The organism is Nonomuraea sp. SYSU D8015 (assembly GCF_008065375.1).
Lineage (GTDB): Bacteria > Actinomycetota > Actinomycetes > Streptosporangiales > Streptosporangiaceae > Nonomuraea.
In genome coordinates, this window is the sequence record NZ_VJYI01000018.1 from 67,766 (window position 1) to 92,721 (window position 24,956).

Annotated in this window: 23 protein-coding genes and 1 pseudogene; 15 read left to right on the top strand and 9 right to left on the bottom strand. The window is 71.8% G+C overall.

Features of this window, described 5'->3' with window-relative positions; genetic code table 11:
- Positions 1 to 20 precede the first annotated feature (20 nt).
- Together ID574_RS46260 and ID574_RS46265 are read right to left on the bottom strand one after the other, a co-directional pair.
- Positions 21 to 3,461 (bottom strand): tetratricopeptide repeat protein, encoded by a 3,441-nt coding sequence (locus ID574_RS46260; protein WP_188195435.1) that lies wholly within the window; start codon positions 3,459 to 3,461, stop codon positions 21 to 23.
- Between the two features lie 181 nt (positions 3,462 to 3,642).
- On the bottom strand, positions 3,643 to 4,335 hold the full coding sequence (locus ID574_RS46265; protein ID WP_188195436.1) for a response regulator transcription factor: 693 nt from the start codon (positions 4,333 to 4,335) through the stop codon (positions 3,643 to 3,645).
- 177 nt (positions 4,336 to 4,512) lie between these two features.
- Here ID574_RS46265 and ID574_RS46270 point away from each other — a divergent pair, with 177 nt between their 5' ends.
- The 9 genes from ID574_RS46270 (at position 4,513) to ID574_RS46310 (ending at position 10,190) form a co-directional block, all read left to right on the top strand.
- Positions 4,513 to 4,764 (top strand): MoaD/ThiS family protein, encoded by a 252-nt coding sequence (locus ID574_RS46270; protein ID WP_188195437.1) that lies wholly within the window; start codon positions 4,513 to 4,515, stop codon positions 4,762 to 4,764.
- Positions 4,765 to 4,832: 68 nt separating this feature from the next.
- Positions 4,833 to 5,498: an LmeA family phospholipid-binding protein gene (locus tag ID574_RS46275; RefSeq protein ID WP_188195438.1), complete on the top strand. Its 666-nt coding sequence runs from the start codon at positions 4,833 to 4,835 to the stop codon at positions 5,496 to 5,498.
- Between the two features lie 40 nt (positions 5,499 to 5,538).
- On the top strand, positions 5,539 to 6,051 hold the full coding sequence (locus tag ID574_RS46280) for a sigma-70 family RNA polymerase sigma factor (protein ID WP_188195439.1): 513 nt from the start codon (positions 5,539 to 5,541) through the stop codon (positions 6,049 to 6,051).
- Positions 6,051 to 6,884, top strand: a complete 834-nt coding sequence (locus ID574_RS46285) for an anti-sigma factor family protein (protein WP_223167791.1) — start codon at positions 6,051 to 6,053, stop codon at positions 6,882 to 6,884. The genes ID574_RS46280 and ID574_RS46285 overlap by 1 nt, the downstream gene beginning before the upstream one ends.
- 39 nt (positions 6,885 to 6,923) lie before the next feature.
- Positions 6,924 to 7,280, top strand: coding sequence for a thioredoxin family protein (locus ID574_RS46290; protein ID WP_223167777.1), 357 nt, complete (start codon positions 6,924 to 6,926; stop codon positions 7,278 to 7,280).
- Between the two features lie 389 nt (positions 7,281 to 7,669).
- Positions 7,670 to 8,509 (top strand): sulfurtransferase, encoded by an 840-nt coding sequence (locus ID574_RS46295; RefSeq protein WP_188195441.1) that lies wholly within the window; start codon positions 7,670 to 7,672, stop codon positions 8,507 to 8,509.
- Positions 8,509 to 8,811, top strand: coding sequence for a DUF1416 domain-containing protein (locus ID574_RS46300; RefSeq protein WP_188195442.1), 303 nt, complete (start codon positions 8,509 to 8,511; stop codon positions 8,809 to 8,811). Before ID574_RS46295 ends, ID574_RS46300 begins: the two co-directional genes overlap by 1 nt.
- Before the next feature lie 84 nt (positions 8,812 to 8,895).
- Positions 8,896 to 9,447: an RNA polymerase sigma factor gene (locus tag ID574_RS46305; protein WP_223167778.1), complete on the top strand. Its 552-nt coding sequence runs from the start codon at positions 8,896 to 8,898 to the stop codon at positions 9,445 to 9,447.
- On the top strand, positions 9,444 to 10,190 hold the full coding sequence (locus ID574_RS46310) for a methylated-DNA--[protein]-cysteine S-methyltransferase (protein WP_188195443.1): 747 nt from the start codon (positions 9,444 to 9,446) through the stop codon (positions 10,188 to 10,190). Before ID574_RS46305 ends, ID574_RS46310 begins: the two co-directional genes overlap by 4 nt.
- Positions 10,191 to 10,244: 54 nt before the next feature.
- Here the strand turns inward: ID574_RS46310 and ID574_RS46315 are convergent, their stop codons facing one another.
- Positions 10,245 to 10,763 (bottom strand): SET domain-containing protein, encoded by a 519-nt coding sequence (locus ID574_RS46315; RefSeq protein ID WP_188195444.1) that lies wholly within the window; start codon positions 10,761 to 10,763, stop codon positions 10,245 to 10,247.
- A 61-nt stretch (positions 10,764 to 10,824) separates the two neighbouring features.
- On the opposite strand from ID574_RS46315, the gene ID574_RS46320 reads away from it, so the two are divergent.
- The 5 genes from ID574_RS46320 (at position 10,825) to ID574_RS46340 (ending at position 17,404) form a co-directional block, all read left to right on the top strand.
- Positions 10,825 to 11,463 (top strand): dienelactone hydrolase family protein, encoded by a 639-nt coding sequence (locus ID574_RS46320; protein WP_223167779.1) that lies wholly within the window; start codon positions 10,825 to 10,827, stop codon positions 11,461 to 11,463.
- Positions 11,464 to 11,579: 116 nt separating this feature from the next.
- Positions 11,580 to 12,239, top strand: a complete 660-nt coding sequence (locus ID574_RS46325) for an ATP-binding cassette domain-containing protein (protein WP_188195446.1) — start codon at positions 11,580 to 11,582, stop codon at positions 12,237 to 12,239.
- Positions 12,223 to 13,449 carry a hypothetical protein gene (locus ID574_RS46330; RefSeq protein WP_188195447.1) on the top strand — a complete coding sequence of 409 codons (1,227 nt, stop codon included), beginning with the start codon at positions 12,223 to 12,225 and terminating at the stop codon, positions 13,447 to 13,449. The genes ID574_RS46325 and ID574_RS46330 overlap by 17 nt, the downstream gene beginning before the upstream one ends.
- Positions 13,446 to 15,140 (top strand): ABC transporter permease subunit, encoded by a 1,695-nt coding sequence (locus ID574_RS46335; protein WP_188195448.1) that lies wholly within the window; start codon positions 13,446 to 13,448, stop codon positions 15,138 to 15,140. The genes ID574_RS46330 and ID574_RS46335 overlap by 4 nt, the downstream gene beginning before the upstream one ends.
- The gene (locus tag ID574_RS46340; RefSeq protein WP_188195449.1) at positions 15,137 to 17,404 is read left to right on the top strand and encodes a hypothetical protein; all 2,268 of its coding nucleotides are present in this window, start codon (positions 15,137 to 15,139) and stop codon (positions 17,402 to 17,404) included. The genes ID574_RS46335 and ID574_RS46340 overlap by 4 nt, the downstream gene beginning before the upstream one ends.
- Here the strand turns inward: ID574_RS46340 and ID574_RS46345 are convergent.
- Genes ID574_RS46345 through ID574_RS46355 form a run of 3 tightly spaced genes read right to left on the bottom strand, consistent with a single transcriptional unit; the run spans position 17,390 to position 19,533 of the window.
- Positions 17,390 to 18,244 (bottom strand): PHP domain-containing protein, encoded by an 855-nt coding sequence (locus ID574_RS46345; protein WP_188195450.1) that lies wholly within the window; start codon positions 18,242 to 18,244, stop codon positions 17,390 to 17,392. The genes ID574_RS46340 and ID574_RS46345 overlap by 15 nt on opposite strands.
- A gap of 28 nt (positions 18,245 to 18,272) precedes the next feature.
- The gene (locus ID574_RS46350; RefSeq protein WP_188195451.1) at positions 18,273 to 18,968 is read right to left on the bottom strand and encodes an anti-sigma factor family protein; all 696 of its coding nucleotides are present in this window, start codon (positions 18,966 to 18,968) and stop codon (positions 18,273 to 18,275) included.
- Positions 18,969 to 19,008: 40 nt separating this feature from the next.
- Entirely contained in the window at positions 19,009 to 19,533 is a 525-nt protein-coding gene (locus tag ID574_RS46355; RefSeq protein WP_262496132.1) for a sigma-70 family RNA polymerase sigma factor, read from the bottom strand.
- Positions 19,534 to 19,699: 166 nt separating this feature from the next.
- Between ID574_RS46355 and ID574_RS46360 the strand changes: the two genes are divergently transcribed.
- Positions 19,700 to 24,040 (top strand): type VII secretion EssC family protein, encoded by a 4,341-nt coding sequence (locus tag ID574_RS46360; RefSeq protein WP_188195452.1) that lies wholly within the window; start codon positions 19,700 to 19,702, stop codon positions 24,038 to 24,040.
- Here ID574_RS46360 and ID574_RS46365 read toward each other — a convergent pair.
- The 3 genes and pseudogenes from ID574_RS46365 to ID574_RS46370 form a co-directional block, all read right to left on the bottom strand.
- Positions 24,022 to 24,348, bottom strand: a complete 327-nt coding sequence (locus ID574_RS46365) for a hypothetical protein (protein ID WP_188195453.1) — start codon at positions 24,346 to 24,348, stop codon at positions 24,022 to 24,024. The two genes, ID574_RS46360 and ID574_RS46365, sit on opposite strands and share 19 nt — an antisense overlap.
- Before the next feature lie 227 nt (positions 24,349 to 24,575).
- Positions 24,576 to 24,731, bottom strand: a pseudogene (locus ID574_RS62530) (DUF6881 domain-containing protein); the annotation flags it as partial.
- Between the two features lie 11 nt (positions 24,732 to 24,742).
- A complete protein-coding gene (locus tag ID574_RS46370; RefSeq protein WP_188195454.1) occupies positions 24,743 to 24,919 on the bottom strand; it encodes a hypothetical protein in 177 nt (58 codons plus the stop codon).
- Positions 24,920 to 24,956: the final 37 nt, after the last annotated feature.

Genomic DNA, 24,956 nt, shown 5'->3' on the forward strand with positions numbered 1-24,956 from the left:
TCACGACTTTTAGCGGCATTTCAGGCCAGATCGCGGAGGTCTTCCGCCACCCGCTGCACCTCGACGACGTCCCCCACCTCTTCGAGCGTCCGCACCGCCTCGGCCAGGTACGCGATGGCCGCGCCCCGGTCGCCCAGCCTGGCCGAGATCAACCCGAGCGCCCGCAGCGCGCACCCGAGGTCCCGCCTGGTCCCGCACTCCAGGTGCACGTCCCTGGACTGCCGCGCGTAGACCAGCGCCTCCTCGGCCCGGTCCAGGTCCAGCAGCACCATGGCCAGCGTCGTGGCCGCGGCCGCCCACCGGTCCCTGGTGCCGGTCTCGTTCTGCAGCTCGACCGCCTCCATGGCCGGTTCGAGCGCCGCAGCCGACCGGCCCGCCGTGTGCAGCGCCTGCGCGATCGACAGCAGCGCGCCGGCCCGGTTGTCGCGCAGCTCCTCCCTGATCGTCAGCGACGCCTTCGCCGCCCGCAGCGCGGGCTTGTGCATCCCGAGCGACAGGTACGTGTACGCCAGCGTCTCCTGCACGTCCGCCTCGGCCCGCCGGTTCCCCAGGCCCTGCACGATGTCGAGGGCCTCCAGCGCGTACACGAACGCCACCTGCGCCTGCCCCTGACGCCGCCGCACCCTCGCCAGGCGGTTGAGCATGCGGGCCTCGACGGGCTCGTCGTGGATCACCCGGCTGATCGACAGCGCCTGGTTCAGGTAGTCGTCGGCCCGGAGGTAGTCGGACAGCCGCCAGTGCACCAGCCCGATGTCGCCGAGCGTCTCGGCCTTGCCCTGCTCATGGTGGAGCTCGACCTGCACGGACAGGGCCTGCTCGTAGTAGGCGAGGGCTTCGTCGTACCGTGAGCCGTTGCGCGCGATGCTCCCCAGCGTGCTCAGTGCCCGGCCGCAGCCGTGCTGGTCGCCCGTCGCGGTGTAGCCGGCCAGGGCGCGTTCCGCGTCGCGCTGCGCGTCCTGTGGCAACCGCAGCAGGTCGTAGATCTCGGCCAGGCAGAGCAGTGTCTCGGCCTCGGCGTGCTCGTCACCCAGCTCGTGGCAGATCGACAACGCCTCCAGGCCCTCGCCCAGCGCCGCATTGGGCTCGCCCAGGCTGCGCTGCACCCGGGCCAGGATGATCAGGCTCTGCGCGGTGCCCCGGCGGTCGCCGAGCTCCTCGCGTACGTCGAGGGCCTGGCCGGCGTACTGCAGCGCCAGCTCGTACCGCTCCTGGGACAGGTGCAGCCGGGAGAGCGTGTGCAGGCAGCCAGCCACCCCGGCCAGGTCGCCGATCTCCCGGTAGAGGTCGAGCGCCTCGCCGGCGCACTTGAGCGCCTCCTCGCTCTTGCCCGCGATGCCGTGCACCTCGGCCAGCTCGTTGAGCGCGCGGGCGCGCCCCACCGCGTCGCCGAGCGAGGCGTAGTCGGCCAGCGCCTCCCCGATGAACCTGGCCGCCAGCGTGGAAGGCCCTATGTCCCGGTGGATCGAGCCGAGATTGCCGCGCATGAGCGCGATCGCCCGCCGGTTGCCCACCTGCAGGGCGGAGGTGAGCCCGGCCTGCTGGATCTCCAGGTTGTTCTCGTAGAAGCGCAGCCGCCGGAACGGCGCGAACACGGCCTCGGCGAGCCGCCAGGCCATGCCGTACGCGCCCGCCTCCTCCGCCAGCCGCACGGCCGACACCAGCGAGCGCCGCTCGGCCACGAACCACTCGCGCGGCGTCTTCGGATCGGTCGCCACCGCCAGGTAGTGCTCGAGCAGGCGCGCCCTGGCCTCGCGTACGCCTGCCTCGGCATGCCTGCCCAGGTCCCTGGCCAGCTCCTCGACCAGGTCGTGCACCCGGTAGCGCGGCCCGGGCCGCGGCTCGACCAGGTATGCCCGGTGCAACCCCTCCACCGCGGCCACGGCCTCGCTCACGGGCACGCCGAGCGCGGCGGCCAGCACCTCGGGCGTGAAGTCGCGCCCGGGCAGCAGCCCGACGTGCCGGAACGCCCGCCGCTGCGCCGGGCTCAGCGACTCGTACGCCAGGTCCAGCGCCGACCGGAACGCCTCCTCCGGGTCGCCCACCAGCGGCCGGTCGGGCCTGCGCAGCTCCTCGACCCGCGACCGCACGCTCATGCCGGGGTTCTCGGCCAGCTTGGCCGCCGAGATCCGCAGCGCGAACGGATGGTACGAGCACACCTTGGCCAGCTCGGCCAGCGCGTCCCGGTCGGCGGCCCGCGGCGAGTCCTCCCCGAGCACCGCCACCAGCAGAGCCACCGCGTTGCCCGGGTCGAGCACCGGCAGGTCCATGAGGTCGGCGTGCCCGGTGGCGCGCAGCGGCGCCATCCGCGTCCGGCTGGTCACCAGCACCACGCAGTCCTTGCTCCCCGGCAGCAGCGGCCGCACCTGGGCGGCGTCGGCGGCGTTGTCGAGGATGAGCAGCAGCCTGCGCCCGGCGATCCTGCTGCGGTAGAGCAGCATGAGCTCGGCCTCGTCGGAGGCGGGCTCGCCGACGCCGAGCGAGCGCAGGATCTGCCCCAGCGCCTCGACGGCGCTCATCGGCGGCTGGCTGGGTGACTGGCCCCGCAGGTCGATCACGATCTGCCCGTCGGGGAACCGGTCGGCGTGCAGGTGGCCCCAGTGCGTCACCAGCGCCGTCTTCCCCACTCCCGGCAGTCCTTGCACGACCATGGTGTTCGTCCGGCGCGGCCGCTCCAGCCAGGCGGTGAGCAGGTCGAGGCTCTGCTGCCGCCCGGTGAAGTCGGGCACGTCGGCGAGCAGCTGGCGGGGCTTGGGCAGCTCCCCGACGGGCAGCGGGTCCGCGAGCGCGCCGGGGCGGGTCAGGAACGGCGTCAGCCGACCCGTCCAGGGCACCGACAGGTGCTCCCAGTCGCCTGCGGCGGCGCGCAGCGCGGGCGGGTCCTCGATGCGCAGCCGCCGGTAGCCGGGGCGGACCAGCCAGCCGCGCTGCACCCATTGCTGGAGCTGGCGCTGCACCACGTCGGGAGAGCTGCCCACCAGATCGGCCAGGGTCTCCATGGACAGGGGCGGCGCGGACTCCGCGGCGAGGCCGTACCGCTCGTCGAGGTGCAGGAGCCAGACGGCCAGGCGGGCGGCGACGGGGGCGCGGGCGAGCGCCTCGTGCCTGCGGGCGGCCACGTTCCTGGCGAATAACTCCTGGACCAGCGCGGTGGCCACGGCGGGGTTGGTGGCGGCGTGCTCGCGCAGCCGCCTCATGTCGATGGGCCAGGCCCGCAGCTCGGTCAGCGCGTCGATCCTGACCCGCTCGCTCGGGCTCCAGAAGGCCAGCTCGCCGATGAGGTCGCCGTCGCCGCGCAGGTCATGGATGGCCTCGCGCTCACCGGCCGGGGTGTATTCGCGGGCGTAGCCGTAGTCGATGACGTAAACGCGGTTGGCGGGCCGCAACGGCGAGAAAATCGCCTCGTTACGCCGGAAGACGCGCGGGCGGGCGCCCTCGTCCACCAGCGACCTGAACGACCCCACCCCGACACCACCACCAATCTTCAGGACGGCGGTGTCCGCGACATGACAGGAGAAAACGACCCGCCCACCAATGTGTCACATCGGCGGGCCCTGCTGTCAATCGCCGAGATTCCCGGCGAAGACCGCTTCCGGCCCTCCGCGTGGGCACAGAACGCTGAACGGACGGTGCGGAAGGACGGGGTCAGACGTGGGCGGAGTCGGTCCGGTCGGGGACGAAGCGGTAGCCGACGTTGCGGACCGTCCCGATCAGGGATTCGTATTCGGTGCCGAGCTTGGCGCGCAGGCGCCGGACGTGCACGTCGACCGTCCTGGTGCCGCCGAAGTAGTCGTAGCCCCAGACCTCCTGCAGCAGCTGGGCGCGGGTGAAGACCCTGCCGGGGTGCTGCGCGAGGTATTTGAGCAGCTCGAACTCCTTGAACGTCAGGTCGAGCACCCGGCCCCGCAGCCTGGCGGTGTAGGTGGCCTCGTCGATGGCGAGGTCGCCGCTGCGGATCTCGTCGGGGACGTCCTCCGCCGCGGCCTGCGAGATGCGGCCGGTCGCCATGCGCAGACGCGCCTCGACCTCCGCCGGCCCCGCGCTGTCCAGCAGCACGTCGTCCACGCCCCACTCCGCGGTCATCGCGGCCAGCCCACCCTCGGTGACGATCACCAGCAGCGGGCAGTCGATGCCGGTGGTGCGGATCAACCGGCACAGGCTCTTGGCATGCACGAGCTCCTTGCGCGCGTCGACGAGGACGGCGTCGGCAGGCGGCGCGTCGATCAGCGCGGACGCCTCCGCCGGAGCGACGCGGACCGAGTGGAGCAGCAGCCCCAGCGCCGGGAGCACCTCGGCCGAGGGCTCGAGGGCGTTGGTCAGCAGGAGCAGGTTGCTCATTTACGGCCTCCTCAAACGCGCAAGGACCCGGGGGCTACGTCGCCCAGGTCCTGTACGTGAGGATATCCCACGAGTAAGTCGCGTCCATTGCGCGTCCACCAGGTGAACAGCGCGTCTCCTGAAACAACATCGTTAAGGCCGACGCACAATGGAACACTGAAAGATTGTGAGGTTCACATGGCCACAGGAAAAATAAGGTATTGGGCTGCGGCCAAGGAGGCGGCAGGGGTTGCGGAGGAACCGTTCGAAGCGGTCACTCTTGGTGAACTCATGACGAAAATCACACAAAACCGTGCAGAACTGGCCCGGGTGGTGCGGCGCTGCTCGTTCCTCGTGGACGGTTCCCCGGTCGGCAAACGAGCCCATGACGAGGTCGTTCTCGGCGACGGCGCGACCGTGGAGGTCCTCCCGCCCTTCGCGGGCGGGTGATCGGACGCTCTCCGGGAATGAGACATGCCAGTCGATAGGCTCGTGCCCCCGCCCAGACAGGGAGCCCCATGCGGAAGCTGATCGTTTTCCTCATCGTGCTGGTCGTCCTCCTTGTCGCCGTCGACAGGGTCGCCGCGGCAGGAGTCGAACGCGACCTGGCGAACAGGATCGCCGCCGCCGCCGACCTCAAAAGCACGCCCACCGTCACCATCGAGGGCATCCCATTTCTCACTCAGGCCCTCTCCGGACGTTATCCAGAGGTACGGTTCGATCTCGGCACGTTCACCTACGGCGACGTGCCGGTCAGGAATCTGCGGGGCGCCGCCTACGACGTGCGGGCTCCCCTGGCCGACGTCCTGCAGAACAGACCCACGGCCAGGGCCGGCCGCGTGACCATCAGCGGCACCCTGACCAGGGCCACGATCGACCAGTACGCCCCGCAGGGCGTCAAGATCGGCGGGAACGGGCAGCGGCTCACGGCGTCAGGCGAGGTGATGGCTGGGGTGCAGAAGGTGAAGTTCAACGCCGAGATGCGGGTCGAGGTGGCCGACGGGGCCATCCGACTGCAGGCCGAGAAGATCGAGGGCCTGCCCGACCAGTTCGCCCGCCTCGCCTCCTTCACGATCCCGTTCAAGGGCAAGCTGCCCTTCGACGTGAAGGTGACCGGGGTCAAGAGTGTGGCCGGAGGATTGGAGTTCTCGGCCGAAGCGTCTGACGTGCCGATTCGTGGATGAGAACGTTGAACCGGTCCGCCCACCGGTACGTGATGGAGGTGTGAGCGCAGCGGGCACCGCCGACGAGGAACTCGTGAAGACCCTCTTCGACGAGCACGCCGGGCCACTCTACGGATACGTGCTGCGACTGACCGGTGACCCGGGACGGGCGGAGGATGTCGTGCAGGAGACGCTGTTGCGGGCCTGGCGACACCCCGACGCTCTCTCCGGCCGGCCGATCCGCGCGTGGCTGTTCACAGTGGCCCGCAATCTCGTCGTCGACCAGCACCGCGCCAAGAAGGCCCGGCCGCCGGAGACCGGCGACGAGGCGCTGGCCGTCCTGCCGGCCGAGGACGAGCTGGAGCGCGCGGTCGAGTCGTGGGCGGTGGCCGAGGCGCTGGCCGCGCTGCGGCCGGAGCACCGGGAGGTGCTCATGGAGGTCTACTACCGGGGGCAATCGGTGAAGGAGGCGTCGGACACGCTCGGCATTCCGCCGGGCACGGTCAAGTCGCGCACGTACTACGCGCTGCGCGCCCTGAAGCTCGCACTCGAGGAGCGGGGGCTGGCGCCGTGATGACATGTGAGGAAGTACGACTGGCCCTGGGCGCGCACGCCCTGGGCGCGCTCGAGCCCGACGAGGCGCTGGAGATCGACACTCATCTGGCGACCTGCGAGGTGTGCGGCGCCGAGCTGCTGGAGCTGGAGGGCGTGGCGTCGTTCCTCGGCAAGGTGTCGGAGCGCGACGTCGAGCTCGTGGCCAGCCCGCCGCGCCAGGTGCTCGACCGGCTGCTCAACGCCCGCGCCAAGCGGAGCAGGCGCGGGCGGCTGCTGCTGGTGGCCGCCGCCTCCGCCGCGGTGCTCGGGCTCGGCGGCACGGTCTGGGCCGTGATCCAGGAGAGCTCGCCTGTCCAGCAGCAGCAGACGGCGGCTTCCGCGCCCTCGACCACGCCGTCGCCCGCGCAGGAGAAGGCGCAGGAGGACGCGCCGAACACGCTCAAGCAGGAGAACGACCAGCAGCCGGCCCCCGCCGAGATGCGCCCCAAGGCCACGCCGACCAAGCCGCCGCAGGCCAGCGAGGCGCCCCGGATGGCGCTCGCCGGCCGCGAGTTCGAGGGCGAGAACCGCGCGAAGGACTACTCCGCCACCGTGATGGCCTGGCCCAGCGACGGCGGCACGGAGCTCGGGGTGGGGGTCAGGGGCGTGCCCGACGGCACGACCTGCCGCCTCGTCGTGATCGGCAAGGACGGGCGGCGGGACGTCACGGAGAGCTGGGTCATCAGCCGCGAGCCCTACCAGGACCAATCCGCGTTCAAGAGCACCACCAAGTTCGCCATGAAGGACATCGCCAGGATCGACGTCGTCGACCAGACGGGGAAAGTTCTCGTCAAGGTTCCCGCGCGGAAGTAAAAGCGGCCGTGCGCCGTTGCATGAAGGGTGACGGGTTTGTTGTCCGGTTTGTTGTCCGAGGCCGAGCTGGGCGCGGCGCTGGGCGAGCGGGCGACGCTGGTGCAGTTCTCGACCGCGTTCTGCCAGCCGTGCCGGGCGACCAGGCGGGTCCTCGCCGACGTGAGCGCGCTCGTGCCCGGGGTGAGCCACGTCGAGGTCGACGCCGAGTCCCGGCTCGACCTCGTGCGGCGGCTGGACGTCACCCGGACGCCTACCGTCCTCGTGCTGGACGCGGCGGGCAGAATCGTGCGGCGGGCCTCCGGACAGCCGCGCAAGGCCGACGTCCTGGTGGCGCTCGCCGCCGCCGTGACACCCGCGTCGTCTCACGAGTCGTCTCACCAACCGGACGAGATGTGACAGATGGCGAGACGCCGAGTAGTGTCATCCACATGAATCCATCGACAGAGCTGCTGACGAAGCGGCGCGCGGTCGATTTCTGCCGCGTCGCCACCGCGCTCTGTCGCGCTGCCTGAGGACGATCTCGCGGACGTAGGAGTCCGCCCCAATCGAGCCTTCAGGGAGCATCCCGCGATGCGTGCCGACCCTAGAGCGCCGCGCTCCGGCGTGGCAACCACCACCTTGGATCCCACCTTCGTCCCCGTGACGGGGCGCCTTCGGTTGCCCGCGGTCACGTCCCGGATGCTCTTCCCGAAGTTCCTCAACGCAGCCTGGGGATCCAGCCTTGGCTGCGCCACGTACCCGCCTGTTCGCCGTCTACTGCCCGCCGCCAACATGGAGGTTTCCCAATGAGCCGCTCCGCCGCCCTGGTGGATGCCGACTGGGTCGAGGCCAACCTCGACACCCCGGGCGTCGTCATCGTCGAGGTCGACGAGGACGTCAGCGCCTACGACAAAGGCCACATCCGTGGCGCCGTGAAGATCGACTGGCGGCAGGACCTGCAGGACCCGGTCCGCCGCGACTTCGTGGACAAGACCGGTTTCGAGGCCCTGCTGTCCGACCGCGGCATCTCCAACGACGACACCGTCGTCCTCTACGGCGGCAACAACAACTGGTTCGCCGCCTACGCCTACTGGTACTTCAAGCTCTACGGCCACGAGAACGTCAAGCTGCTCGACGGCGGGCGCAAGAAGTGGGAGCTCGACTCGCGCGAGCTGGTGCGCGACGTTCCCCAGCGGGCCAAGACGCAGTACGTCGCCCAGGAGCAGGACAAGGCGATCCGCGCCTTCCGCGATGACGTGGTCGGCGCCATCGGCAAGCTCAACCTGGTCGACGTGCGCTCGCCCGACGAGTTCACCGGCAAGCTCCTCGCTCCCGCCCACCTGCCGCAGGAGCAGGCGCAGCGCGCCGGCCACGTGCCCACCGCCCGCAACATCCCGTGGTCCAAGGCCGCCAACGACGACGGCACCTTCAAGTCCGACGACGACCTGCGCACCCTCTACCAGGAGGCCGGGGTCGACTTCGGCAAGGACACCATCGCCTACTGCCGCATCGGCGAGCGCTCGGCGCACACGTGGTTCGTGCTGCACGAGCTGCTCGACCAGGCCAACGTGAAGAACTACGACGGTTCGTGGACCGAGTACGGCTCGCTCGTGGGCGTGCCGATCGAGCTGGGGGAGGCCCGCTGATGACGACTGCACAGGGTTGCGGAGCGCCGGAGCAGACCATTGCGCTGCCGGCCGGGATCGATCTGTCCAACCAGGCCGTGATCCAGGGCGTGGTGACGGGCACGAGCACGGCGTACGCCAGGCTGCTCGACCACTCCGGCGAGTTCACCGGCGAGGTCGTCGTGTCCGACGACGGCGTCTTCCGCTTCTTCGCCGCTCCCGGCGACTGGACCGTCCGCATCATCGCGGGCGGCGGCGTCACCCGGGACATCCAGGTGGAGGCCAAGCTGGGCGAGGTCGCCCAGCTCGCCGTCGCCGTCTGAAACACATGCACCGAAAGGCCCGCGTCTTCCGGACGCGGGCCTTTCGCGTGCAACCGATTCGAGCGCGGCGGTGTTCTCTCTGACGTGAGTGCGATCGACCCGGTGTGCAAGGCGTTGCTCGACGACCTCGACGAGGGGTTCGCGGAGCTCTACGCCGCCCACCGCAACCTCGTCTTCTCGACCGCGTTGCGGCTGAGCGGCAACTGGGCCTGCGCCGAGGACCTGACCGCGGAGGCGTTCCTGCGGGCGTACCGGGCGCTGGCCGGATACGACCGCGACCGCCTCGCCGCGCTCCAGCCGCGGGCGTGGCTGATGACGATCCTGATGAACGTCTGGCGCAACGCCGCCCGGACCAAGTCCCGCAAGCCGCCGCCCGACCTGCGTGATGAGCCGGTGGACGTGGTGGATCCCGGCCAGGACGTCGAGGCGGCGGCGATGCGCCAGGAGACCGGTGACGAGCTCGCCGAGCTGCTCGGCCTGCTGCCTGAGGAGCAGCGGGCCGCGGTGGTGCTCAGGCACGTCGTCGACCTGCCGGTCAGCGAGATCGCCACCGTGCTCGAGATCCCGCAGGGCACGGTCAAGTCGCACGTGTCGCGGGGGCTGCAGCGGCTGCGCGCACTGGGAGGTGCCCGATGACCGAGGATCGGTTGCTCGCCGGGCTGGCGGCGCTCGCCGCCGACGCGCCGGACGGGCTGTTCGACAGGATCGCCGCCCGCTGGGTGAGCGTACCCGGGCCGATCGGGGAGCTGCGGGTGGCCTTCACCGACCACGGGGTGGCGTACGTGCATCCGCGCGAGGGCTTCGCCGAGGCTTTCAGGGAGCGGTTCGGCCGCCCGCTCCTTCCCGCCGCCCGGCCGCCCGCGGGGCTTCTGCCCGCACTGCGCACCGGCCGGGCCTCCGGCGTGCGGCTGGACCTGCGGGAGCTGAGCGACTTCCAGCGCGACGTGCTGGAAGCGGCGCGGGAGATCCCGCACGGCGAGGTACGTCCCTACTCCTGGATCGCCGCCCGGATCGGCCGCCCCAGGGCCGTGCGCGCGGTCGGGACGGCGCTGGCGGACAACCCGGTGCCGCTGCTGGTGCCGTGCCACCGGGTGACCAGGTCGGACGGCGCGGTGGGCGACTACGTGTTCGGGGCGGCGGCCAAGGAACGACTGCTGATGGCCGAGGGCGTCGATCTGGAGCGGCTGCGGCGGCTGGCCGGGGAGCGGGTGTTCTACCTGGCCAGCGACACCACGGGCGTCGTGTGCTTCCCCACCTGCCACAACGCCCGGCGCATCACCCCCGCCCACCGGCACGGCTTCCGCACCCTCGCCCAGGCCAGGGCCGCCGGCTACCGGCCGTGCCGCACCTGCCGCCCGGCTCAGGTCGCGCCGGAGTGACGCCACGACCTGGGTCCGTTCTCCGCATGTGTGTGCTCAGGGCATGGCTTCGGCTCAGGAACTGGGGTGAATGAGGGCGAGCAGGGCCGGGGTCCAGTGGTCGCCGTAGCGGGCCCGGAGGTCGGGGCGCCGCCAGTCCGTGCCGGTGACCCGGCCGCGGCACAGCGCCGTCCCACAGCGGCAGTCCATGGCGAAGGTGGGCGCGGCGGTGCTGGTGGCGTAGTCGTTCGTGAGCTCCTCGCCCGCGTGGAGGTCACGGCGGGCGGCAAGGGTGTAGGGGGCGGTCCACCACAGGTTGGGGTCGCAGCTGTGGTTGCTCTTGCCGACGGACCGGCCCGGCGGGAGGACCAGGTGGAGGTCGTCGTGCGCGGCGATGGTGTCCACGTACGGGATGGCGGGGTCGGCGAACATCCGCTCCAGTTCGGCCCAGGTGACCAGGCGGCCGCCGAGCCGGGCCACGACGGTGCCCGCCGGGATGGGCGCCGTGGCGAACAGGCCGTCGCCGGCGATGGCCGAGGGGCGCACCTCGAGATGCGGGTGCACCCAGCAGTCGGGCTCCGGTTCCACACGCATGACCACAGGGTAGACCTGGGGTTACGGGGGTAGCGGCACGCGCAGTGGGGAGGTGCGGCACGTGTCCGGCGATCTGATCGTTCCTGATGCCGCTCAGGGAATCGTGGTGTTCGTGCACGGGAGCGGGAGCAGCCGGCTCAGCCCGCGCAACCGTTACGTGGCCGGCGTGCTCAATCAGGCCGGGCTCGGCACGTTGTTGTTCGACCTGCTCACGCCGGAGGAGGAGGCCGATCGGGCGAACGTCTTCGACATCGGGCTCCTGGCCGACCGGTTGTTGCGGCGTACGGGCTGGGTGCGGGAGAAGGAGGAGGCCGCGGGCCTGCCGATCGGCTATTTCGGCGCGAGCACCGGCGCCGCCGCGGCGCTGTGGGCGGCCGCCGAGCCGGACAACGCGATCGCGGCGATCGTCTCCCGCGGCGGGCGTCCCGACCTGGCCGGGGCGCGGCTGGCCGCGGTACGGGCGCCGACGCTGCTCATCGTGGGCGGCCGGGACCCTGTGGTGGTGGGGTTGAACAAGGAGGCGCAGCGGCGCCTGCGGGCCGAGAGCCGGATGACGATCGTGCCCGGCGCCACCCACCTGTTCGAGGAGCCGGGCGCGCTGGATGCGGTGGCCGAGCACGCCCGCGACTGGTTCGCCACGCACTTCGCCGCACCCCGGAAATTCGCCGCCCAATACCCATTGGGACCGAAAATTTCCTGATAAATCCGTATTTTGTCGATCCGGATCGCCGGTTAACCAGCCGTGTCATTACGTTGCCGTGACTCGCTGTTTGTGAAAACGTCAACTTCGGAACGGGGCGAACGAACCATCCGGAGTTGACGTCGGTCGTGGACACACCACTTCTTGAGCTCTCTGGCCTCACCTGGGAAACGCGCGGTGCCCTGCGCGGCCTGTCGCCCGACCCGCTGACGCTCGCGCAGGGCCGGGCCGCCGTGGTCGTGGCCGCCGACTCCGCCGAGGCCGACGCGTTCGCCGACCTGCTGCTCGGTCTGGAGATGCCGGTCGGGGGCCGGATCCGGCTCGGCGGCGAGGAGATCACCATGCGGCTGCCGACCGAGCGCGCGATCGGGCTGGTCCCGGCGGGCGCCGGGCTGCTGCCGCACCTGACCGTCGAGCAGAACCTCGCGCTGGCCGCCCGCGGCGACGACCTCGCGCCGTCGTTCGTCCACGGCCGGGTCGCGTTCATGGCCAGGCGAATGGACATCCAGGGCTTCCTGCGGTCCCGGCCGCACGAGCTGGCACACGACGAGCGGCTGAGCGTCGCGCTGGCCCGGGCCCTGTGCAGGCTCGTGCCGGTCAAGGTGATGGTGATCGAGGACCGCACCGGCTGCGGACCCTGCCACGCGGCCGTCAGCGCGGCGTTACGCACCGATCCCAGCCTGGCCGTGCTGGTCGTGACCGACGACCGGACCAGGGTGGCGAGTCTCGCCGCTCCCTCGCGTTTCTGGGAGGTGGCCGATGTCGCTGAGCCGTAGGGGGTTCCTGGCCGCGATCCCGGCCGCGGCCCTCGCCGGCTGCGCCGAGGACCGGCCGCTGCGGGTGGCGGTGGTCTGGAGCGGCGACGAGCTGCGGCGCTTCAACGAGGTGGTCCGCGAGTACGGCAGGCCGGTCAGCGTCTACTCGGCCGGCGACAACATCGCGGCCCTGCTGCGCGGCCCCGCGGCGGAGGTCATCCCCGACGTGGCGGTGATCCCCAGGCTGGGCCTGCTCTTCGACCCGGTGGTCCAGCGCCGCATCAGGCCGTGGACCGGCGGTCATGAGCAGCCCCCGTTCTGGCGCCGGCTCGTGACGCCGTACGGAGGGCGCGAGGAGCTCGGCGCCTGGTTCAAGATCGCGCACAAGTCGCTCGTCTGGCACCGCGCGGGAGAGTTCACGGACCAGCCCACCGACCTGGCCGAATGGCGGCCGGCCCGAGGCACGCTGTCGATGGGAGCGGCCGACGGGTGGGTGCTCAGCGACTGGTTCGAGAACGTCCTGCTCGCCTATGCCCCCGAGGTGTACAACGGGCTCTTCCCCACGACTGGGGAGCCCGGCAACCCGGCCTGGTGGGGAGTGGCGCGGACAGAGGAGGCGCTCGAACTGCTGGCCACGATCTGGCGTGGAGCGTTCGACCGCGACCGGGGGAGGCGTGCGCTCACCATGCAGTTCCACGATTCCATGCTCGACGTCTTCGTCTACCGGACCGCCGACATCGTGGCGGCGCCCGACTTCGCTCTGCCGGTCATCGACCGCTACGCCGGCAAGGGGTCCGCACGGCACTTCCGCTTCCCGCGCTGGCGGGACAACCCGCCGCCGCTGGTGGTCGGCGGGGACGTGGCGGTGGCGATGCGGGACGGGAGGACCGACGCGATCGACTTCGTGAACTGGCTGACCAGGCCGCGCACGGCGGACGAGCGCGACGCGCTGACGGCGTGGATCGCCGACGGCGGCTTCCTGACGCCGTTCACCCTGCCGTCCAACGAGTTGCTCCGCGGCCCGGCGCAGGAGCTGAACGACGCGTTGAACGGCCACTACGACCTGTCCGACCGGCTGTTCGGCCCTCTGGAGGGCGGCGACGGGCGCGGGCTGTGGCGGGTGCTCACCGAGCTGTTCTCCGACGCGGTCGTCGGCCGGGTCGATCCGCGCAAGGCGGCGTACGACGCCCGCGAGAAGCTCGTCGCGGGCAGCAGGGAGGGTGCCCGGTGAGCGAGCGGAACGCCTTCCTGTTCGATGTGGCGCCTTACCACGACGCCGGCATCCCCGTGGTCAGGCACGGGCTCGGCCGCTGGCGCGCGACCCTCTACCTGCTGCTCGCGGTGCTGCTGTCGGCGGGCGTCATCCTGGTGCCGCTCTTCACCACCGTGATCATCAGTCTGTCCCAAGGGCTCACCGGGTACGACGTGCTGCGCGATGTCCAGGTTCTCCAGGCGCTGGGCAACTCGCTCATCTGGCTCGTGCTGGCCGTGATCGTCTGCGCGGCAGGGCTCGGCCTGGCGTGGCTGGCCAGGAACGCCGGGCCGGTCCCCGGCCGGATCCTGCGCTTCCTGCTCGTCCTGCCGGCCGCGGTCTCCCCGCTCACCACGGGCGCGATCTTCCGGCTGCTGTACGACACCAACCAGCGGCGTGGCCTGTTCAGCGCCGTGCTCGGCGCCGACGTGGCCTTCCTGGGGCCGGTCTGGATCTGGCTGGTGCTGGGGGCGGCGTTCGTCTGGCAGTGGTCCGGGATCGCGTTCCTGGTCTTCCACGAGGCGCTGGCCAGGATGCCGAACAACCTGCTGCGGATGGCCAGGGCGTTCGGCGTCAGCCGTCGGCGCAGGGTGTGGTCCGTCGTGGTGCCCGCGCTGGCCGGGCCGGCGGCGATGGCGTACCTGTTCGCACTGGTGGCGGCGGCGCGTGTGTTCGATCTCGTGCTGATGGGCGCGCCGGGGTCGATGCAGGCCGAGGTCGAGGGCGGCGGGCTGTTCTGGTGGCGGCACCACGCCGATCTGGGGGCCGCGCGGGCCGCCGCGCTCGCTGTGGTGCTGTCCCTGCTGGCGGCCGTGCTGGCGCTGCCGTCGCTGGCCGGGCTGCGCGGGCGCGCGAACTGGGCCGAGCCTCCCACCCAGCCGCCGCGGCGGGGTCGGCGGGGCTGGCTGGTGTGCGGGGTGGTGTCGCTGCTGTGGCTGTTGCCGTTCGCGGTGCTGGTGCTCACCTCGGTGCGTGACCCGATCGCCGCGACGCTGTCCGGGTGGTGGAGCGGCGGGCCGTGGACCCTCGGCTCGTACGGGGAGGTGCTGACCGACACGGGCTTCATGGTCGCGCTAGGCTCCACGTTCGTGCGCGCGACCGTGGTCGTCGGACTGGTGTTGCTGGCCGCCGTTCCGGCCGCGTATGTGCTGGCTCACGAGCACCTGCTGCCGCACCGCGCCTGGCGGCCGGTGCTCCTGGTCGCGGTGGCGCTGGCGGCGCTGCCGCCGCTGGCGTTCGCCGTGCCGCTGCAGCGCTGGCTCAGCCCGGTCGTCGGCACCGCCTCCGCGCTGGCCATCGTGCACGCCGCGCTGGTGATCCCGCTGGCGGTGCTGGTGCTGCACAGGGCCTTCACCCGGGTGGCGACACCCATGCTCGCGCGCCATCGCTGGGAGCTGTTCCACGTGGTACGCGAGGCGTCCCCGGCCGTGGTGCTGGCCGGCGTGCTGGCGTTCGTGCTGGTGTGGAATGACACGGCCGTCGGGCTGCTGCTCAACTGGCCGTCGGGCGACCACCTGCCACTGATCATGCTGGAGGAGTCCCGGCACTTCACCACCTCCGCGGGCACGCTGGCGGCACAGTCGGTGATCGCCACTGTGGTGCCCGTAGCCGTGGTCGCCCTCACCGCCCGCTGGTTGTACGGCGGACTGACGAGGGGGGTCCGACGATGATCTCCTACCGGGACCGGCTGCGGTTCCGGCTGTCACGCTTCTACCAGCAGGCCGGGTCGCGCCTGCCCGAGCTGGGTGGCGGACTGGTCACGGTCGGGGGAGTCTTCCTCATTCTGCAGGCAAAGGTGATCGAGGACCTGGTGGACGGGTTCGCCCCGTGGCTGCGCGCCGTCCTGGCCTTCGGGCTGCCCGTCACGGCCGGTTTGCTTGTCGGCGTCTTCCGCCGCCGTCGCAAGCCCGCTCCCCCGCAGTCCCCGCAGTCCCCCGGCCGCCTGCCGCTCCCCGCCGGGCGGGACGACCTCATCGGCCGGGAGACCGAGATCAGCCAGGTCGTGGCTCGGGCGCGGGAGAGCGGCCTGGCCGTGATCCGGGGCCCGATCGGGATGGGCACGTCCTCTGTGGCGATCCGGGCCGCGAGGGAGCTGACCGATGAGGCCGACGAGCAGCGGTACGCCGACGTCCGCGGCCCCGACCGGGACCACCCCGAGACACCGCTGCGCGTGGCCCAGGCCGTGCTGCGCACGCTCGGCCTGCAGCCAGGCGCCATCCAGGAGCCGGAGGACGCGACCGCGGAGGTGATCGACGCGCTCACCGCCGGGCAGGTGCTCCTGCTCGACAACGTCAGCACGTGGGACCAGGTGGCTTGGCTGCCGCCCCGGGTGCCGGAAGCGTACATCGTGGTCGCGGGCACGGTCTCGGGCGAGCTGCCGGGCCACGTCGAGCCGGTTCACCTGGGCCCGCTCGACCCGGAGGCCGGGCGGGAGCTGCTGGCCCGCCAGATCGGCGACGAGCGCGCCGAGCGCGGCCGGGAGTTGGGGCTGCTGGTCGACGCGTGCGTGGGCAGCCCGTCGGAGATCGTCAGGATCGGCCGTTGGCTCGCCCGCAACCCCAGGATCTCGCTGCGAGCCCTGATCGACGACCTGAACAGGCTCCCGATCCGCCAGAAGCTCGGCTTCGTGCTCGACCAGAGCGTCAGGCAGCTCAGGCCGACGGCCAAGCAGTTGTTCATCCTGCTGGCCGGACTGCCTCTTGCCGAGGTCGACCACCAGGCCGCCGCCGCGCTGCTCGGCCTGCCCTCCGCCAAGGACGCGATCGACGAGCTGGCGGAGCTCTGCCTCGTGGAGAACGTGCGGGTGAGCCGGGTCCGGCTGACCAGTACGTTCCACGACGCCGGGGCGCAGAACCCGCCGAGCGAGCCCGCCGCCTGGCGGCGGCTGGTGAGGCACTTCGCCGAGCGGGCCGGCGCGTTCGCCGCCCGGCTGCCGGCCGACGACGCGCGCAAGTGGTTCGCGATCGAGGACAAGGTGCTGCTGCAGGTGCTGGCGTATCAGAATCCCGTGCCCAAGACCGGCCGCGCGCTCGGCCGCATCGCCGACGCGCTCGAGTCCTGGTTCCGGCTCGAACAGCGGCACGAGGACCGGCTGCGCACGGCGCAGGCACTGGCCACGGCCGCCAAGGCGCTCGGCGACGAGAACATGCAGGCCACCGCCGAGCTGCGCCAGTGCGCGATCCTGCTCACCTCCGGCGACCCGCGCAAGGCCAGGCACCACTTCGACCAGGCGGCCCGGTTACGGATCAAGGTGGAGTCCTGGCCCCCGGAGCTCCATCTGGAGCACGCGGCCATCCTGCTGGCCGAAGGCGACGAGTTCACCGCCGTCGAGGCCGCGCTGGTCCATTACGCCCAGGCGCTGTCCGGCGGGGACGCGGCGGGCCACGCTCTGCGGCTGAACGCCGTCGCCGCGATGCTCATGCGCACGGGTCAAAACCTCGATCACGGCAGCCGCGGCACGGAGGCCCGCAAGCTGTACTCCAATGCCCGCGCCGTGCTCTTCGAGGCCCTGAGGCAGGCGCAACAGGCCGGCGACCGCGGCGCGGAGGCGTATGCGGAGGAAGTGCTCGCGCTCGCGCACTTCTACCTGGACCAGATCTTCGACGCGAGTTCCCACCTGCAGCGAGCCGAGCGGCTCTATGCCGAGATCGCCGACGAGATCGGGCGCGGGCGATGTCTGGTCCACAGGGCCAAGATCATGCTGGAGGATCCCGGACATGCGCCCGAGGAGGTGGCGGCGCTGCTGGACCAGGCACTGGACGTGCTGCCTCCGGTCGGGGTGAGCACCGCGCTGGCCCACCTGCATCTGGGCAGGCTCCGCCCCGAGGAGGCCGAGGAGCACCGGAGGGCCGGGCTGGCGGCGCTCGCCCCCTGGGACGAGATCGCAGGGCGGCTGCAGGTCCTCATGTTGCGGAAGTATCTAGGGGATCTGTGACGTGATGGGGGTCGCGCCCGTCGCCTCGGCGACCAGGCGTTCGTACACCTCGGTCGCCGTGGTCTCGCAGCCCAGCCGGTGTCCGGTCAGCTCGCCGTGGTCGTCGCTGGAGCCGGTCACCGCCAGCCCGAGCTCGCCGGCCAGCCCGCGCAGGTGGGCGCGGGCGGCCGCGTCGTGGTCGAGGTGATCGGCCTCGACCCCGAAGAGCCCGGCCGCCGCCAGCTCGGCGATCCACTCGTCGGGCACGACCTTGCCGCGCCTGGCCGCCTTCGGATGGGCCAGCACCGGCACCCCGCCCGCCGCGCGCACCATGCGGACCGCCTGCTCGGGATCCAGCGCGTAGCGGGGAACGTACGCGCGGCCGCCCGTCCCGATCCACTCCGGCGTGAACGCCAGCTCTGGCGCGGCGACGGCTCCGGCGGCGACCATGGCGCGGGCGATGTGCGGCCGCCCGACCGGTCCACCCGCGGCCAGCTCGGACACCTGCTCCCAGGTGACCGGCGCGCCCAGCTCGGCCAGGCGCTGGACGGTCAGCCGGGCGCGCCGCTCGCGTGCCTCCCTGATGCGCACGCACTCGGCCCGCAGCTCGGGCTCCTCGGGGTCGAAAAGGTAGGCCAGCAAGTGGATGCTCTGCCCGGCGCGGCGGCAGGACAGCTCCATGCCGGGCACGAGCGTCAGCCCGGCGGGCAGCGCCCCGGTCGCCGCGGCATGCCCGGCGACGGTGTCGTGGTCGGTCAGCGCGAGCACGTCCAAGCCGCGCTCGCGGGCCCGGCGCACCACGTCGGCCGGCGGCTGCGTGCCGTCGGAGGCGCTGCTGTGGCTGTGGAGGTCGATGCGCATCGTCCCGATCCATCGTAGAACCAGGGCGTCACACCGCGATGGTCGCGAGGGTCCTGCCGTCGAAGGTCTCGATCGTGAAGTGGTTGAGGTCGTCTTGGGGGAGGCTGGTGCCGCCGTGCAGCACCAGGGGGTCGGGCGAACCGGGCACCCCGTACCCCTTCTCGGGGACGCCCCAGCTGGCCACGACCTCGGAGCGGCCGTCGTCGCCGAACGCGAGCAGGCGGCACTGCAGCGGCCCCCTGACGCCCTTCAGCTCCAGCGCGACGTGCGTGCCCCACCCTTTGTCCTCCAGGCCGACGACGGCGGCCGTGCCGGTGGCGGGGTCGGTGGCGGAGTAGGTCTTGCCGGTCAGGAGCAGCGCGCGGGCGGGGCCGTGGATGCTGTCGGGGTTGGGGCCGCCGGTGACCGAGTTGACGGCGAGGAAGACGCCGGCCGCGACCAGCACGCAGGCGGCGGCGCTCATGATCGTGCGGTGGAAGCGGCGGCGCCGGCGCTCGGCGGCGGCACGGCGGATCAGGAGGGACTCGACCTGGGGATCCGGTGGGCTGGGCAGCAGGTCGTCCGGGTGCACGCCCCTGATCAGCTCCCCCATCTCGGCGAACACTCCGACCTCGGCGGCGCAGCTGGCGCAACCGGCCAGATGGCGCTCGAACGCCGCGCGTTCGTGCTCGTCGAGGAGACCGAGCGCGTACGCGGCCACGTCTTCGTGATGCACCTCCGTCATGGCTGCACCACCCCCCTTTCCGTATTGTGATGCGCCTTGGTCACGGCAGCATCACCCCCCTTTCCTCCAATGCGACGCGTAAGGCACGCATGGCGTAGTACACGCGGGACTTCACCGTGCCCACGGGCACGCCGATCGTCTCCGCCGCCTCCTGGACGGTGCGGTCCAGCAGGAACGTCTCAGTGAGCACCTGGCGATGGGCCGGGGAGAGGGAGAGCATCGCGTCCGTCACCACGATCTCGCGCAGCAGGCGCTCGTCCTCGGCGGCCGTGGGCTGCACGCGTTCGGGGACCTCCTCGACGGTGTCCAGGGGGCGCGTGCCGGAGCGGCGGCGGTCGTCGATGACGACGCGGCGGGCGACGGTCGCCAGCCACGGCATGAGCGAGCCAGAGTCGGTGCGGAGCTCGTGGAGGTTGCGCCAGGCGCGTACGAGGGTCTCCTGCACGACGTCCTCGGCCCAGCGCCGGTCGCCACCCGTCAGCCGGATGGCGAAGGCCATCAGGGGGGCGCCGTATTCGCGATAGAGGGCTCGGACCATGGCTTCGTCGCTTACGCGGTGATTCACCCGCGGCTCCTCGCGCTGCCGACATCATGAAATATCATGGAAAATCGGGCTGAGATGGGATTATTACTCTAGCTAGCGGCGGGGGCGGCGGGCATGTACTTTGCCCTCTGGATCGTACAGCTAGATTTAATTGATAAATCGGGCCTAGTCCCCTGGAGAGGGGATTATGATCATTCGGACCACGATCCGCGATCCGGCGGCCTCCGCTGAGCTCGATGTCGAGGTGACGGCCGAGCCGGAGACCACGATCGGCTCGCTGTTGCGGGCCCTGCCCACCGCCGTCAACGGGCGGCCGTGCTTCGTCGGCACCACCAAGCTCGACCCCGAGGCCACCGTCGCCGGCAGCCCGCTCGTGCCGGGGGCGACGATCAGCGTGGGCGAGCCGGACCGGGCCCAGCCCTGGCGGCCGCTCGCCGCGGCCGGCGCGATCCGCGTGTTCGCCGGGCCCGACGCGGGCCGGGTGATCTGGCTCAGCCCCGGCAGCCACGTCATCGGCAGGGAGTGGACCGACATCGGCCTCCTGCGCGACCAGCGGGTGTCGAGGCGGCACGCCCGGCTGGACGTGTCGTGGACCGGCGAGGCCACGGTGGTCGACCTCGGCTCGCGCAACGGCACGCTGGTGGACGAGTTACCCGTGCGGGAGCCGACCGTGCTGCGGCCCGACGGGGTCCTGCAGGTGGGCGACGACCGGCTGCGCTGGGCGCCGCTGCCGTCGTCGCGGCTGCGGACGACGCGGGCCAGGGACGGGCGCGTGGACTTCGACCGGGCGTTCTCCCCCGCCCCCGCGGTCCCGGGGGTCAGGATCGCCCTGCCCAGGAACGAGACGCCGCAGCGCAACATCGCGGTCGCGCTGCTTTCGTCGCTGCTTCCGCTGCCGATTTCCATCGCCATGGCGATCCTGTTGAAAAGTGCGTATTTTCTGCTGTTCGGAATTTTGACGCCGATTACCTTCTTCGCCACGCAGTGGGTCGAGGGGCGGCAGCGCAGGAAAAAGGAACGGGAGTTCGAGGAGCGCAAGCGGGAGACCCTCGAGCGGGTCCGCCGGCACGTCGTCCACGAGCAGTGGCTGCGCCACCTCGTCGCCCCCGACGAAGTGGATCTCACGTTCGCCGCCACCCACGAGGGCCCGGGGCTGTGGCCGCGCAACGCCGACTCCCCCGACGGGCTGACGCTGCGGGTCGGCGTCGCGGACGAGCCGGCCACGATCCAGTTCGACGGGGAGCCGTGGCCGGGGTTCACCGAGCCGGTGCTGCGCGGGGTGCCCGTCACGGTGGACCTGCGCGAGATCGGCGTGCTCGGCGTCATCGGCCCGCCCGACCCGGTCGACGCGCTGCTGCGCTGGCTGCTGGTCCAGCTCGGCACCTTGCGCGCGCCGGACGAGCTGCGCCTGGTGCTGATCACCGCGTCCGGCGGCGAGCATCTGGCGTGGGCGCGCTGGCTGCCGCACCTCTGCCCGGACGGGCCGGTCCCGTGCCTGGTGGGCAACACTCCCGAGACCAGGACGGAACGGATCGAGGAGCTGAAGAACCTCGTCACCGAGCGCCTCAAGGCCAGGGAACGACGCCACGGCTCTGGATTCGGAGAAGACGTCGTGGTGGTGCTCGACGGGGCGCGGGCGTTACGCGACATCCCGGGCATGAAGGAGGTGCTCAGGGAGGGCCCGTCGGTCGGCGTGTACGTGATCTGCGCCGACCAGCGCAGCCTGAACGAGTGCCGCGGCGTGTGCGAACTCGACGGCACCGGCATGCTGCTCACCCGTGGCCGCCAGGGCCTGCCGGTCTTCGTGCAGCCGGAGAGCCTCGGGGAGCAGGCGGCCGAGCGCATCGCCCGCGCGGTGGCGCCCATGCGCGACCGGCTCACGCTGGCCCGGGCGGAGAGCGTGATCCCGTCGGCGGTGCGCCTGCTCGACGTGCTCGGTCTCGGCGTACCCGACGCCGACCGCGTCCTGGCCCGCTGGAGCAGCGATCCCGGCCCCACCACCAGGGTCGCCATCGGAGCCGACGGCTCCGGCCCGGTCACCGTCGACCTCGCGGCCGACGGCCCGCACACGATGCTGGGCGGGGCCACGGGGGCGGGCAAGAGCATCCTGCTCCAGACGCTGGTCACCTCGCTGCTGCTGGCCAACCGGCCGGACGAGCTGAACCTGGTGCTGGTCGACTTCAAGGGCGGCAGCGCGTTCCTGCCGTTCGAGGACTGCCCGCACGTGGTGGGGCTGATCCGCTCCACCGGCGACACGGCCGCGGACGTGTTCGACGAGAGCGCCGCGCGGCGTGTGCTGGCCTCCGTACGGGCGGAGGTCCGCCGCCGGGAGGCCGTCCTGGCCCGTTACGGCGGCGAGATCGACGCCTACTGGGAGGCGGGCGGGCGGCTCCCCCGGCTCGTCATGGTGTTCGACGAGTTCGCGCGGGTGCTGGAGACCTCGCCGGACTTCCTGCGCGAGCTGGTGAACGTGGCCGCCAAGGGCCGCTCGCTCGGCATGCACCTGGTGCTGGCCACCCAGTCGTTGCAGGGCAAGCTGTCGCCCGAGCTGAAGAACAACATCTCGCTGCGCATCACGCTGCGGCAGAACGAGCCCTCAGACAGCACCGAGGTCCTGGGCGTGCCGGACGCCGCCACCATCCCGTCGCGGCTGCGCGGCCGGGGCATGATCATGCGGGTGGGCGGGGAGCAGCGTACGCCCCAACTCTTCCAGACCGGCTACCTCGGCAACCCGCCGCCGACCGGCGAGACCCCGGCCACCGCCCGGGTGCTGCCCTGGGAGGCGCTCGGGTTGCCGCGTCCCGAGGCGCCGTCGTCGCCCGCGCGGGGGCGTACCGACCAGGACCTGGCCATCGCGGCCGTGCTCGCGGCGGCGGCGCGGCTGCCGAGCGGGCCGCCGTTCCGGCCTTTGCTGCCGCCGCTGCCCGCCGCACTGCCGCTGGCCTCCGTGTCGGGTTCCGACGAGGGGGTGCCGTACGGGCTGGTGGACGATCCCGCCAACCAGGCGCAACCGGCGATGGCGCTGGACCTGGGCGGGACCGAGCGGCTCATGGTGGCCGGCGGGCCGCAGTCGGGGCGGACGACCTTCGTACGCACCTTGATCTCCAGCCTGGCGGCCCGGTGCTCGCCTTCCCGGGTGTGGGTGTACGTCGTCGAGAACCAGCCGGGCGGGCTGGCGGCGTACGCGTCGCTGCCGCACTGCGGGGCGGTCGCCGGGGGCGGGGAGCCGGATCGGATCCGGCGGATGGTGACGTGGCTGGCCGCCGAGGTGGAGCGGCGGCGGCTGTCACCCGCCCGTGGAGCCGGCGAACCGGTGATCGTGCTGGTGATCGACGGCTGGGAGTACTTCGAGGATCGCGGGAGCCCCGACTTCTTCGAGACGCCGCTGCTCGTCACCGTGCGCGGGATAGTGGCCGGTGGGCCGCCGGTCGGCATCCACGTGGTGGCGGTCGGAGGGTATGACATGCTGCGGGGCAAGACACCGGACCTGTTCTCGCAGCGGCTTTTCCTGCCGTTTCCGCGGGAGGAGACGCGGCGGGCGTACCTGGCGTCGGGCATGGTGTCGCCGCCGCTGCTGCCCGGGCGGGCCATCGAGGCCGCCACCGGGCTTCACGTGCAGATCTGCCTGCCGCCGGAGCACGTGACGCCGGTGCCTGGAGACCGGCTCCCGAAGCCGTTCCCGCCGTTGCCCGACAGCGTCCCGCTGCGTGAGGTCGCCGATGTGGACCGCAGTGGCGACGGCACTTTGGACGGCACCGCGGACGGCATCGTGAGCGGCATCCCGATCGGCGTCGGCGGCCCCGACGTCGTGCCCATCGCGCTGGACCTCTTCGAGACCGGACCGCACCTGGTGCTGGTGTCCGGGCCGCCGGGCTCGGGCCGCAGCAACGCCGCCCTGGTCGTGGCGACCGGACTGCTGGAGGCCGGGGTGAACGTCCTGGCCGTCGCCCCGCCCCGCTCCCCGCTGGTCCGCTCGCTGCCCGGTGCGCGTACGCCGACCACCACGCCCCCCGCCGACGCCCGCACGCCGGCCGCCACGTCCTCCACCGACGCCCGCACGCCGACCACCACGTCCCCCGCCGACGTCCGTATCCTGACCGGCACCTCCTTCACCGACGCCGGCCTCCGGGAGGCGGCCGCGGCCTTCGGAGACGCCCGCTACGCCGTGATCGTCGACGACTTCGACCAGCTGACGATCACGCCCACGGAGCAGAACTTCACCACCCTGCCCACCCTCCTGCAGGACATCCTCGCCCCCGCCGACCTGGGCCGGCGCGCCCTGATCATGACCGGGGACGCCACCCCGCTGCTGGAGGGCCGCCGCCGCTCGCTGTCGGCCGAGGTCGCCGAGATCCTCCGCACCGGCACCCGGCTCGTCCTCATGCCCTCGAACCGGGTGAGCGCCCGCGAGCACGGCCTCACCCTGGAACCCGACCAGTTCTTCACCGGCCCGCCCGGACGCGCCTACCTGTGCACCTCGCGCCGCCTCGACCTGGTCCAGATCGCCGATCAGTCCCACGCGACGTAGACGGCGACCTTCTTCGTGGCTCCGACCGTCGGCCGCGGATCGGCCAGGGACTCCGCGATGTCCTTGAGGATGGAATGTGCCCCTGCGAAACTCGCCGCGTCCGCGGCCCGGTACGCCGCCGCGTCAGGCCACACGATGACGATCGAGAGGCAGCGAACCGGGGACCGTGTCGCAGAACGCGTCCCGCCCCCTCCCTCTCCCGTCGCGAGGACATAGACGGGAATCCCCCGAGCTCGGGCACGATCGGCGACCGCCTCCAGCTCCGACGACGGAACCTCGAACAACCCTTCGCCGAGCTGGTCCTCCATGCGCCATCCCGGAGGCCGCTTCGACCCGTCCAACCAGGGACAGCCTCGGGCGATCCATGCGTTCCCGGCCCGGAGGACACACGCCGGCGTGGCGTCCTGATAGCCGAATTCCTCTTGGAGCAGCCCGCAGACCCTGCACCGTAAGTCCCGCACCGACAGCCCGGCCAGCGCCGCACGCCATTGCCCCTCGAATTCGTCCGCCCGATGACCGTGGGCGTGAACTCCTCCTGGGCCGCCATCTCCTCCCGCCCGTCGCGGTGGATCTGGACCTTCCTCGTCTCGTAGCCGTCGGCGTCGAGCTCGTTGTAGAGGAGGACCGGCTCGTCAGGGGAATAGTGATGCCAGACGACTTTCAGATAGCTCTTCATCGCCGTCACCTGCATGCCGGTCGAGATCAGTCGGCGAGCGGTATCAGCGCTCCGTCTGGACCGAAAGTGTAGCGGACAAGCGTGTGGGTTCTTTGAAACTCCTCGATATCAGCCTGTGCGGCTGTACGCGGTTCCGGCAGCCGGAAACCCATCATTTCGATCTCATCGGGATCGATATCGGCCTCATAGCGCTGTCCCTCCACTACGAAGCCCAGCAGCGCGCATGGCCGCCCCTCTCCC